The 11984-nt window shown below is 74.6% G+C and carries 10 protein-coding genes; 5 read left to right on the top strand and 5 right to left on the bottom strand.

All coding sequences use genetic code 11. The annotated features are described in order from the left end of the window. The first annotated feature begins 52 nt into the window (after nt 1–52). Nucleotides 53–439: a YciI family protein gene (locus OMK64_RS16870; protein ID WP_272729518.1), complete on the top strand. Its 387-nt coding sequence runs from the start codon at nt 53–55 to the stop codon at nt 437–439. A gap of 178 nt (nt 440–617) precedes the next feature. Beyond that, nucleotides 618–884 (top strand): hypothetical protein, encoded by a 267-nt coding sequence (locus tag OMK64_RS16865; RefSeq protein ID WP_272729517.1) that lies wholly within the window; start codon nt 618–620, stop codon nt 882–884. Nucleotides 885–938: 54 nt separating this feature from the next. Here the strand turns inward: OMK64_RS16865 and OMK64_RS16860 are convergent, their stop codons facing one another. Beyond that, on the bottom strand, nt 939–1982 hold the full coding sequence (locus OMK64_RS16860) for an AEC family transporter (RefSeq protein ID WP_272729516.1): 1044 nt from the start codon (nt 1980–1982) through the stop codon (nt 939–941). Nucleotides 1983–2195: 213 nt separating this feature from the next. Between OMK64_RS16860 and OMK64_RS16855 the strand changes: the two genes are divergently transcribed. The 3 genes from OMK64_RS16855 (at nt 2196) to OMK64_RS16845 (ending at nt 6662) form a co-directional block, all read left to right on the top strand. Continuing rightward, a complete protein-coding gene (locus OMK64_RS16855; protein ID WP_272729515.1) occupies nt 2196–2990 on the top strand; it encodes a 3-ketoacyl-ACP reductase in 795 nt (264 codons plus the stop codon). Nucleotides 2991–3063: 73 nt separating this feature from the next. Then, entirely contained in the window at nt 3064–5286 is a 2223-nt protein-coding gene (locus OMK64_RS16850) for an FAD-binding protein (protein ID WP_272729514.1), read from the top strand. Then, entirely contained in the window at nt 5286–6662 is a 1377-nt protein-coding gene (locus tag OMK64_RS16845) for an SGNH/GDSL hydrolase family protein (protein WP_272729513.1), read from the top strand. The genes OMK64_RS16850 and OMK64_RS16845 overlap by 1 nt, the downstream gene beginning before the upstream one ends. A 202-nt stretch (nt 6663–6864) precedes the next feature. On the opposite strand, the gene OMK64_RS16840 is transcribed toward OMK64_RS16845, so the two are convergent. The 4 genes from OMK64_RS16840 to OMK64_RS16825 form a co-directional block, all read right to left on the bottom strand. Then, a complete protein-coding gene (locus OMK64_RS16840) occupies nt 6865–7794 on the bottom strand; it encodes a sugar phosphate isomerase/epimerase family protein (protein ID WP_272729519.1) in 930 nt (309 codons plus the stop codon). Nucleotides 7795–7850: 56 nt separating this feature from the next. After that, entirely contained in the window at nt 7851–9014 is a 1164-nt protein-coding gene (locus tag OMK64_RS16835; RefSeq protein ID WP_272729512.1) for a Gfo/Idh/MocA family protein, read from the bottom strand. Between the two features lie 239 nt (nt 9015–9253). After that, nucleotides 9254–10768: a mannitol dehydrogenase family protein gene (locus OMK64_RS16830; RefSeq protein WP_272729511.1), complete on the bottom strand. Its 1515-nt coding sequence runs from the start codon at nt 10766–10768 to the stop codon at nt 9254–9256. Then, on the bottom strand, nt 10765–11979 hold the full coding sequence (locus tag OMK64_RS16825; RefSeq protein ID WP_272729510.1) for a LacI family DNA-binding transcriptional regulator: 1215 nt from the start codon (nt 11977–11979) through the stop codon (nt 10765–10767). The genes OMK64_RS16830 and OMK64_RS16825 overlap by 4 nt, the downstream gene beginning before the upstream one ends. Between the last annotated feature and the right edge of the window lie 5 nt (nt 11980–11984).

Raw genomic sequence — 11984 nt, 5'->3', positions numbered from 1 at the left:
CGCGTCATGGGGGTGCGTGGGCACAGTGGGTGCCCCGGTGAGGAGGACTGACATGGCCCGCTACCTCGTGATGCTCCGCGGCGACCAGGCGACGTGGGACGCGTGGACCGACGCCGACATGGAGCGCAACTCCGCGCGGCACCAGCAGCTCGCGCGCCTCGCACCGGGTCGTGGGCACGTGATCGTCGGTGGGGAGGAGCTCACGCACTCCGGCAGCGCGCTCGTCGTGCGGCGCAGCGCCGACGGCTCCGGCACCGTGAGCGACGGCCCGTACGCCGAGCTCGTCGAGCAGGTCGGCGGGTACTACCTCGTCGACACCGACGACGTGCGCGACCTCGCGGCGCTGCTCGCCGAGACGCTGTCCGAGGGCGTCGAGATCCGCGGCTTCGTCGACCACTCCGCCGACGTCCCCGCGCCGGACGCGAGCCTCCCGGCCTGAGCAGCACGCGCGGCGACGCAGCCGCCACCGCTCCGACGGGCGCGCGGCTCCCGCCCGAGCGCTGGACCAGGCGCCGGGACGGAACGGGCCCGCGGTCGCCGGTGCGACGCTACGGTGCGGTCAGGCGGCGCCGTGGCCGCCCGTCACCGTGCGTGGTGGCCGACGAGAGGAGCCCGCCGTGGACCTGCCCCGACTGTCCGCCGTCCAGATGTTCTGGTGGAGCGTCGGCCTGCTGGTCGGCGGCGCGGTCGTCAACGAGGTCCTCACGCGGTCCGGCTGGTTCTTCCGAGGCGGCTCCGGGGTGATGCTCGTCGCCACGCTCATGAACCTCGCGCAGACGTTCGGCGTCACCGGCATCGTCGGGGCGTTCGTCGTGCGCGCGCTCGAGCCGCGGCACGTGGCGCGCGAGGCACCGCACAACGTCGACCGGGAGCAGAACGTCTGATCCGGGCGACCGGCCGCAGCCACCTGGACGTCTCGTCCGGCCCCGACGGGCGGGTCAGAGGACCGCGGTGACGACCAGCAGGACGGGCAGCGCGAGCAGGGTCGTCACGAGACCGGCGTCGCGGGCGAGCGCCTGGCCGCGGCCGTACTGGATCGCGTAGACGAGCACGTTCTGGGCGGTGGGCAGCGCCGCCATCGCGACGACGGCGAGCCGCGCCTGCCCGTCGAGCCCGAACGCGGTCGCGACGAGCGCCGCCAGGACGGGGTGGACGACGGACCGCAGGACGACCGCGAGCGCGAGGTCGGGGCGTGGTGCGCGCTCGCGGTCGGCGGCGGGCACCGCGAGCGACATGCCGAACGTGAGCAGGGCGAGCGGCGCGGCGGTCGCGCCGACGAGCTCCAACGGGCCGTAGACGACGTCGGGCAGCTCCCACGGGAGCGCGGCGAGGGCGAGGCCGGTGAGGGTGCCGACGATGATCGGGTTCGTGAGCGTGCGTCGCAGGGTCGCGCGGAGCGCGGCGGCGGCGCGGCGCGGACCCGTCGTCGGGGACGGGCTGGTCCCGTCGTCCGGTGAGAGGTCCTGGGCGGTGGCGTCGCGGGCCGTCGCGGCGGACGCGGGACGCGCGGCGGGCTGCGGTGAGGTCGCGCCGGTGCCGTCGCGGTGGGCGTCGAGGACGGTGAAGGCGACCGGCGCGAGCACGAGCAGCTGGAAGAGGAGCGTCGGGACGGCGGCGACGGGGTCGCCGAGCAGGAACACGGCGAGCGCGAGGCCGAGGTTCCCGGCGTTGACGTAGGACGACGCGAGCGTGCCGATGGTGACGTCACCCGCGCCGCGGCGGAGCACGAACCGCAGGACGAGCGCGGCGACGACCGCGACGCCGGCGGTGCTGGTCCAGGTCGCGAGCGCCGCGCGGGACGCGAGGACGTGGAGGTCCGTCCGCCCGATGCTCACGAGCAGGAGGGCGGGGGTGGCGACGGTGAAGACGAGCCGTGCGAGGACCGCGGAGGCGTGCGGTCCGAGGACGCGGAGCCGGCCGAGCACCCAGCCGGCGACGACGACCGCGGTGAGCGTGCCGAGCGCGGTGAGGACGGCGCCCATCAGGTCCGGTCGCTCGTCGGGTGCACGCCTCCCATCCTGTCACGCCGTCCAGGTGTCGGAAAGCGCTTGCCTGCGCAGGTGTCGCCGTGTCACGATCGACGTCGGCGGTTCCCGACGACGGGTCCGCCCGCACGGCCCCGCGCAGGTCCGCACGCCCTCCTCGGCGTCGGCGCGTGCCCGGGGTGAGCACCGACTCGACAGGAGAAGGCGACGATGCCGGCAGTCGCACTGGTGACCGGGGGGAACAGGGGCATCGGCCTCGGGATCACACGGCGGCTGCTCGCCGACGGGTACGCCGTCTCCATCCTCGCGACGCGCGAGGAGCCCACCGAGGTCCTCGCCGAGCTCCGCGAGACCGCCGGTGCCGACGACCGCGTCCGCTACGTCCGCGGCTCCGTCGCCGACCTCGACGACCACCGCCGCTACGTCGACGACGCCGTCGACGCGTGGGGCCGGCTCGACGTGCTCGTCAACAACGCGGGCGTCGCCCCGACCGTCCGCGCCGACGTCCTCGAGGCCGGCGCCGAGTCGTTCGACCGCGTCCTCGGCATCAACCTGCGCGGCCCGTACTTCCTCACGCAGACGTTCGCGAACCGCGTCATCGCGCTGCGCGGCCCGCTCGACGCGCTGCCCGAGCCGCCCGCCGGGCCGGTCGCGACCGTCGTCAACGTGTCGTCCGTGTCCGCGACGACCGTCTCGACCAACCGCGGCGACTACTGCGTCTCCAAGGCCGGCGTCGCGATGGCCACGCAGCTCTACGCGGCACGCCTCGCGCCCGAGGGGATCGTCGTCTACGAGGTGCGGCCCGGCGTCATCGCGACCGACATGACCGCGGGCGTCGCGTCGAGGTACGACGCGCTGTTCGAGGGCGGCCTCGCGCCGATCGCCCGCTGGGGGCGTCCCGCCGACGTCGCCGGTGCCGTCGCGATCCTCGCGTCCGGCCAGACGCCGTACTCGACGGGCGAGGTGTTCCACGTCGACGGCGGCATGCACATCCCCGTCCTGTGACCGACCTCCCCGACGCGGCGAGGACGCCGAGCACGGACAGCACGACCAGCGCGACGACGACGAGGACGCAGCGATGAGCCACACCACCCGCCACGAGCCCGAGACCGTGCGCATCGGCGGCCACGACGTGCCCGTCGTCACCGCACGGACCGTCGTCGTCGGCACCGGCTCCGCCGGGTTCAGCGCCGCCGACCGGCTGTGGGAGCTCGGCCACGACGACGTCGTCATGGTCGCCGACAAGGTCAACGCCGGCGCGTCCCGCAACGCCGGCTCCGACAAGCAGACGTACTACAAGCTCACGCTGTCCGGCGGCGACGGCGACTCCGTGCGCGAGATGGCCGAGACGCTCTACGCGGGCGGCGCGATGGACGGCGACAACGCGCTCGCGGAGGCCGCGCTGTCCGCGCGCGGGTTCCTGCGGCTGTGCGACCTCGGCGTGCCGTTCCCGCAGAACCGGTTCGGGGAGTTCATCGGCTACAAGACCGACCACGACCCGCGCCGTCGGGCGACGTCCGTCGGGCCGTACACGAGCCGGTCCATGGTCGAGCAGCTCGAGAAGAAGGTGCACCGCAACGGCACGCGCATCTTCGACGAGTGCCGCGTGGTGGACGTCGTCGTGCGGCCCGTCGGTGCGCGAGGTGCGACGTCGGACGCCGCGCCGCGGACGGCGTCGGACGCGACCGCGGACTCGTCGGTCGGCGCCGTCCCCGTCGACGACGCCCCCACCGCCGCCGAGCGCGAGACCGAGGTCGTGGGCCTGCTCGTCCTGCGCACGGACGTCCCGCACGACGGCGAGCGGTCGCCGTTCCTGCTGTTCCGGTGCACGAACATCGTCTACGCGACCGGCGGGCCTGCCGGCATGTACGCGACGCGCGTCTTCCCGAACGGCCAGTGGGGCGCGTCGGGGGCCGCGTACCGCGCGGGCGTGCACGGCAAGAACCTCACCGAGTGGCAGTTCGGGCTCGCGTCGACGCACCCGCGGTGGAACGTCTCCGGCACGTACATGCAGGTGATCCCGCGGTTCGTGTCGACCGACGCCGACGGCGGCGACGAGCGCGAGTTCCTCACCGAGGCGATCGGCGACTACGGGCGGCTCCTGTCGCTCGTCTTCCTCAAGGGCTACCAGTGGCCCTTCGACATCCGGAAGGCGCTCGACGGGTCGTCGCTCGTCGACCTGCTCGTCTACCGGGAGACCGTCCTGCGCGGTCGGCGCGTGTTCCTCGACTTCCGTCGCAACCCGGTCCAGGACGACTTCGACCCGAGCGCGCTGTCGCCCGAGGCGTACGAGTACCTCGACCGCGCGGGTGTCCTGTTCGGGACGCCCGTCGAGCGCCTGCGCCGCATGAACGAGCCCGCCTACCAGTTCTACCTGCAGAAGAACCCGTACGTGGACCTCGAGACCGACCTGCTCGAGGTCGACGTGTGCGCGCAGCACAACAACGGCGGGCTCGTCGTCGACGCGTGGTGGCAGTCCAACGTCACCGGCTTCTTCCCCGTCGGCGAGGCGGGCGGGGCGCACGGCGTCTACCGGCCCGGCGGCGCGGCGCTCAACAGCGGGCAGGTCGGTGCGACGCGCGCGGCGCAGCTCATCGCGGCCCGGCGGTCGGTCGACCCCGTCGCGCTCGGGGCGTTCGAGGACGCGGCGGCGCCGGTGCTCGACGCGGCGGTCGACCTCGTCGCGCGGGCGTCGGGACGGGCGGCCGCCGGTGTGGCCGACAACACCGGTGACCTGCTGCGCGACGTGCAGGTGCTCATGAGCGCCAAGGCCGGTCCGGTCCGGTCGGCCGCGTCGATCCACGAGGCCCTGGTGCAGGTGCACGAGTGGCTGTTGTCGTACTCCGACCTGGTCACCGCGGACGCCTCGTCACGCCGCTCCGTCAACCGCACCTTCCTGGTCCGCGACATCCTCACCAGCGCCTACGTGTACCTGTCCGCGATGGCCGACTACGTCGCCCACGGCGGCCGGTCACGCGGCTCCGTCCTCTACAGCGACCCCGAGGGGACGCTGCCGCGCGTCGGGTACGGCCCGGCCGCCGACGACGAGCTCGACCTGCCCGACGTGTTCCGGTTCCGGCTCGACGGCGGCGCGCTCGACGACGTCGTCCAGGAGGCCGGGTGGGTGCCGCCCGCGTCCGAGACACCGGGCGTCGACTGGTCGCCCGTCGTCGAGCGGAAGTCCGACGACCCCGCGGGCCTGCCCGTCTTCCGCTGGCGGCCGCGGCGGCCCATCCCCGAGGACGACGACTTCTTCGAGAACGTGTGGCGCGAGTTCCGCGCGCACGGGAACGTCTACTGATGACGACGGCGACCGCACGCGTCGCACCGCTGGGCGTCGTGGTGCCCCTGCCCGACGAGCGCGTCGAGGTCCGCGGTGCCGCGTGGCTCGAGACCACCGACCGCGGTGTGCTGCCGCACCGGTTGCCCGCGTGGACGCGCGCGCAGTTCCCCGACCGGTTCGTCGCGCTGTGCGACGAGCAGCCGGCGGGCGTCCGGCTCCGGCTGCGCACCGCCGCCACCCGCCTGCGCCTCGACGTCGACGTGCTCCGTGTCGCCGTCGAGCCGCAGCCGCCGGATGCGCCCCAGCCGTTCGACGTGGTCGTCGACGGCGCGCTCGTCTCGCAGCCCGACGGGTGGGGCGTCACCGCCGGGGGAGGCGTCGTCGTGCTCGAGCCGCACCACGGCACGACCGTCGAGCGTCCTGGCCCGACGACGTCGGTCGACCTCGCCCTCGTCCCGGGATCCGTCGAGGCGGGAGCGGGCGCGACGACCGCCGGGCTCGACGGACGGCCGGCTGCCGCGGGGATCGGGCCGCCGCCGGGTGGCGTCGGGCTCGACCCGACGGATCGCGCGGGGATCGACCCGTCGGGTGCGGTCGGGATCGACGGGGCGTCGGGCGTGGTACGCGACGTCGAGGTGTGGCTGCCGTACGGCGAGGTCGTGCGCCTCGTCGCGCTGCACGCGGACGCGCCGGTGCTCGCGCCGTCGCGTGCGCGGGGCCGACGCTGGGTGCACCACGGCTCGTCGATCAGCCACGGTGCCGCCGCCGACCGGCCGACGGGCACGTGGCCCGTGGTGGCCGCGCGCGCGACCGGCCTCGACCTCGTGAACCTCGGCATGTCCGGGAACGCGGTGCTGGACCCGTTCGTCGCCCGCACGCTGCGCGACGCGCCCGCCGACGTCATCTCCGTCAAGCTCGGCATCAACGTCGTCAACCACGACGCGATGCGGCTGCGCGCCTTCGTGCCCGCCGTGCACGGCTTCCTCGACACGATCCGCGAGGGCCACCCGACGACGCCGCTCGTCGTCGTCTCACCGCTGCTCTGCCCGCTCGTCGAGGACACCCCCGGCCCCACGTTCATCGACCCGGCGTCGCCTCCCGGTGCTCCCGTCTTCGCGACGCGGGGGCGGCCCGAGGACGTCGCCGACGGTCGTCTGACGCTGCGCGTGATCCGCACGGCGCTCGCGGAGGTGGTCGCGTCGCGGCGGACCGCCGGTGACCCGGCGCTGCACCTCGTCGACGGCCGGGACCTCTACGGCGACGCCGACTGGGATGCGCTGCCCATGGCCGACCTCCTGCACCCCGACGCGCCCGCGCAGCGGCTGGTGGGGGAACGGTTCGCCGACGTGCTGTGCGGGCTGCTCGGCTTCGCGGTCAGCCCGTCCTCAGCCTGACCGGGAGCCGATCGAAGGTGACAGGGAGCGCCTCCGGCCGTCGGACGTGCGACGGCGGTGTGCCGGAGGGACCCCTCCCCTGGCGCACCGCCGTCGTCGTCGCGTCACCCGTCGCGTCACCCAGATCGGCGGGTGACGCGAACCGCACCCCGCGGAGGCTGTGAGCTCGGGCGGCCTGCTGGACCGTCCGAGCGCACAGCCGTCACAGGTGCGGCAGCACGTGCCGGACGTAGCGCTCGGCCATGGTGGCGAGCGTCTGGTCGCCCGGTGCGGACCACACGGACTCGTGGAAGATCTCCACCTCGACGTCCCCGGTGTAGCCCGCGTCGCGGACCCAGCGGGTGATCGCGGCGAAGTCCACGTACCCGTCTCCGACGTGCCCGCGCGAGAGCAGCGGGTCGGACGCGAGCGGCAGGATCCAGTCACACACCTGGTAGCCCGCGATCCTGCCCGCCGCGCCCGCCCGGGCGATCTGCCGCCGCAGGTCCGGGTCCCACCACACGTGGTACGTGTCGACCACGACGCCCACGACCTCGGCCGGGAACGGCTCCGCGACGTCGAGCGCCTGGCCCAGGGTCGAGATGACCGCGCGGTCCGCCGCGAACATCGGGTGCAGCGGCTCGAGCACGAGCCGCACACCGTGACCCGCAGCGAACGGTGCGAGCTCGCCGATCCGGTCGGCGACGCGCTGCCGAGCGGCGACGAGGTCACGCGCCGGGTCGTCGACACCCCGGGCGGGGTAGGGCAGTGCCGGTCCGCCCGGCGCGCTCGCCGCCGGCAGCCCGCCGACGACCATGACCAGCTCGCGCGTGCCGAGCGTCGCCGCCTCGACGATCGCCCGACGGTTGTCGTCGAGCGCCGCCCGTGCGGCCGCGTCGTCGTCCGTCGTGAGGAAGCCGCCGCGGCACAGCGACGACACGCGCAGACCGGCGTCCTGGATGATCCGGGCCGCCTCGACCGCGCCCACCTCCTGCACGCGGTCGCGCCACGGCCCGATCGACGACAGGCCCGCGCGCACCGCGCCGTCGACGGCCTCGCGCAGCGTCCACCGCTTCGTCGTGGCCGTGTTGAGCGACAGTCGCGACAGGTCGCGCGACGTCGCGTCGGCACGGGCCTCCCGCTGGTCGTGCACGTCCCGCGTCCCGTGCTCCCGCACCACCGCCGGGCCCTCCGCGGTCAGCCCCGTCGTCACAGCGTGATCTCGGGGACCGGGAGCCGGCGCCCCTCCGCCGACGACCGGAGCCCCAGCTCCGCGAGCTGCACGCCGCGCGCCGCCGACAGCAGGTCGAACCGGTGCGTCCGCCCCGCGGCGACGTCGCGGAGGAACTCCTCCCACTGCAGCTTGAAGCCGTTGTCGAGGTCCGCGTTCGCCGGGACCTCGAGCCACTGGTCGCGGAACGGCTCGGTCACCGGCAGGTCCGGGTTCCACACCGGCTTGGGCGTGTGCGCGCGCTGCTGCGCGACGCACCTGCGCAGCCCCGCGACCGCCGAGCCGTGAGTGCCGTCGACCTGGAACTCGACGAGCTCGTCGCGGAACACGCGGACCGCCCACGACGAGTTGATCTGCGCGATCACCGGGTCGCCGCCGGGCGTCTCGATCTCGAAGATCCCGTACGCCGCGTCGTCGGCCGTCGCCGCGTACTCGCGGCCCTGCTCGTCCCAGCGCGTCGGGATGTGCGTGACTGCCTGCGCGTTCACCGTCCGGACCTGGCCGAGGATCCCCTCGAGCACGTAGTTCCAGTGGCAGAACATGTCGACGACGATGCCGCCGCCGTCCTCCTTGCGGTAGTTCCAGCTCGGCCGCTGCGCCTCCTGCACGTCACCCTCGAAGACCCAGTAGCCGAACTCGCCGCGCAGCGACAGGATCCGGCCGAAGAACCCCTCGTCGACGAGCCGGCGCAGCTTCACGAGGCCCGGCAGGTAGAGCTTGTCGTGCACGACGCCCGCGGTGACGCCCGTCGACTCGCGCAGACGCGCGAGGTCGATCGCCTCCTCGAGGGTCTCCGCCGTCGGCTTCTCGGTAAAGATGTGCTTGCCGGCCTTCATCGCGGCCGTCAAGGCGTCGTAGCGGCGCGACGTCACCTGAGCGTCGAAGTAGACGTCCACCGCCGGGTCGTCGATCACGGCGTCGGCGTCCGTCGTCCAGTGCTCGACGCCGTGCAGCGCGGCGAGCTCCTTGACCTTCTCCGCGTTCCGCCCGACGAGGATCGGCTCGACCTGCAGGCGCGTCCCGTCCTCGAGCATCACGCCGCCCTGGTCGCGGATCGGCAGGATCGAACGGACGAGGTGCTGCCGGTAGCCCATGCGGCCGGTGATGCCGTTCATGGCGATGCGCAGGGTGCGGGACGTCATGGTCGCTCCGAGGTTCAGGACCGCGTTGTCGGTCGAAGGGGAATGCGCTTTCCAGCGTAGCGCAGGACCCGAGGGAGTCAAGTGCCGTCCGAGACGCCGACGGGCCGCCCGTCCCACGACGCCCAGGGAATCCGACGACGCGCCCGCCGGTGCCGTGTCCCGGGCGCGGACCTGCGCCCCGTCGGATGACGGGTGCTCGTGCCGGCCCGCCGCTTCGCCGTGCGGGCCGTCCGTGTCTGTCAGACGACGGCGAGCGTGCGCAGGTGCGCCTGGATCTCCCGACGCAGCACCTCGGACTCGGCGAGGTCGTCTCCGAAGATCTGCCGCACGGCCAGCAACCGCGCGGGCAGCCCGTCCAGCGGCCCCGCTGCGGCCGACGCGAGCACGTCCGCCAGCGGGTCGTCGAGCGTCACGCGCCGACCCGCCACCTCCAGCCCGGTCTGCGTCGTCGCGTGCACGTACGACATCCACGCGGCGAGCGTCGCCGCCGCGGCCGTCGGGACCGCACCCGCGGCGAGCCGGTCACGCACGGTGCCCAGGAGGCGCTGCGGCAGCTTCGCCGAGCCGTCCATCGCGACCTGGACCGTCGTGTGACCGGTGTTCGGGTTGGCGAACCGAGCGAGCACGTCCTCCCGGTACTGCGTCAGGTCGAGCCCGTCGGGGGCGTCGAGCGTGGGCAGGACGTCCTCGTCGACCAGCGCCCGGACGACCGCCTCGAGCGTCGGGTCGGCGACTGCCTGGGCGATCGTCTCGTGGCCCCGGAGCGCCCCGAGGTAGGCGAGCGTCGAGTGCGACGCGTTGAGCACCCGCAGCTTGGCGCGCTCGTACGGCGCGACGTCCGCGGTGAGGGTGGCGCCCGCGAGCTCCCAGGCGGGTCGTTCGCCGGCGAACGCGTCCTCGATCACCCACTGCGAGAACGGCTCGCCGACGACCAGCCCGTGGTCCTCGAGTCCGGTCAGACGGGCGGCCTCGGCCCGGTGCTGGTCGGTCGTCGCCGGCACGATGCGGTCCACCATCGTCGACGGGAACGTCACGGAGCCGGCCACCCATGCGGCCAGCCGGTCGCCGCCGGGGACCGTCGCGAGGATCGCGTGCACGAGACCCCCGACGACCGGTCCGTTCTCGGCGAGGTTGTCGCAGCAGACGACGGTCACCGGTCCCGCGTCGGCCCGGTGGCGCTGTGCGAGCCCCCGGACGAGGAGGCCGATCGGGGACCGTGCCGGTCGCTCGGGATCGGCGCCCGCGAGCTCGGCGGCGAGCGCGTCGACGTCGGCGGCGAGGTCCGGGTCGGCGAGGTCGGGCCGGCCGTCCGCGGCGCGGCGGTAGCCCTTCTCGGTGACGGTCAGCGTCACGACGTGCGTCGTGGGTGAGGCGATCGTGCGGATGACGTGGGGCGTGCTCGTGCCCGGGAAGGCCACGTCCCGCAGCGAGCCGATGATGCGCAGGGACGTCTCGTCGGCACCCTTGGTGAGGACGCCGTACAGGCCGTCCTGCGGTGCGAGCTGGTCCGCCACCCGTGCGCTGCGCTGCGTGACCCCGAGGATCCCCCAGCCCGTGGCGCCCGAGGCGGCCGCGGCGTCCTCCGTGTACACCGCCTGGTGCGCGCGGTGGAACGCGCCGAGCCCGAGGTGCACCAGGCCGATCGTCGTCGAGGCCGGGTCGACGGCGGGACCGCGGACCGGGGTGCGGCCGGGCGTCCCGCCGGGGGACGGGTCGGTGCCGGACAGCGTCGTGCGGCTCAGGCGGGGCGTCATCGGTCGCTCTCCGTGGTCGGCAGGCGGGGTGCGGTGCTGGTGGAGCTGCGGACCACGAGCTCGACCCGGAGCCGCACGGAGGCGGTGTCGGCGCCGGTGTCGCTCGCCGTCCCGTCCAGGGCTGCCGTGCCCGTCGCGGAGGCGATGCCCGTCCTGGAGTTGGTTGCCGTCGTGGACGCCGGACCCGGGCGCGCCCCGGCGGTGCTCGGAGCCCCCGCGCCCGGGAGGGTGTCGCCGGCCCTGCGCGTCGCCGCCGCGACCGCCTCGGCGATCGCACGCTCGGCAGGTGTCTGTCGGCCGGTGCGAAGGCCGCTGGCGACGAGCAGGTCGACCGACTCGCGACCGAGCCGCGCGAGGGGCACGGTCACGGTCGTGAGCGCGGGGGACACGAGCGTCGCGGCGGGGATGTCGTCGTAGCCGACGACCGAGACGTCGTCCGGCACGTGCAGACCGCGCGCCTGGAGCCTGTTGAGGATGCCGAGCGCGACCAGGTCGTTGTGCGCGAGGACCGCGGTCGCACCGCTCGCCGCGACCAGGTCGGCCGCGGCGACGCCACCCGCGAACACCGGCGCGAAGTGACCGAGGTTCACCACCGCGACGTCGCTCAGGGCGTGGGACACGTCCCGCAGCCCCAGCCGGCGCCGCGAGTCCGACCACGAGTCGGTCGGCCCTCCCGCGAACGCGATGCGCCGGTGGCCCAGCGCGTGCAGGTGCGTGACGGCCTGCCGCACGCCGTCGGCGTTGTCGATCACGACCGACGGGAGAGCGCCGTGCTCGCGGTTCACGAGGACGAGAGGTACCTCGGCGGCGAGGCGGTCGAGGTCGGCGTCCGCCATGCGCGGCGAGCAGAGGATCGCGCCGTCGACCTGGCCGCCGAGGTGCTCGACGAGCTCGGACTCCATGCGCGGGTCCTCCTCGGCGTCGGCGACGAAGACGGCGTGGCCGAGGGTCCGGGCGCGGGCCTGGACGCCCTTGGCGACGGCGGCGAAGAACGGGTTCTCGAGGTCGGGCACGACGAGGCAGAGGTTCCCGGTGCGCCCCGTGATGAGCTCGCGCGCGGCACGGTTGGGCCGGTAGCCGAGCTCGCGCGCGGCGCGCTGCACCTGCTCGCGACGCTCGGGCGCGACGAGGTCGGGGGCGCTCAGCGCGCGGGACGCCGTGGCGGGAGACACCCCGGCCCGGCGCGCGACGTCGCGCAGCGTCACCACCACGGTGC

Source organism: Cellulomonas fimi, from assembly GCF_028527925.1.
GTDB lineage: Bacteria > Actinomycetota > Actinomycetes > Actinomycetales > Cellulomonadaceae > Cellulomonas > Cellulomonas fimi_C.
Note: the sequence above shows the minus strand (reverse complement) of the source record. Positions and strands in the feature narration are given on the sequence as shown.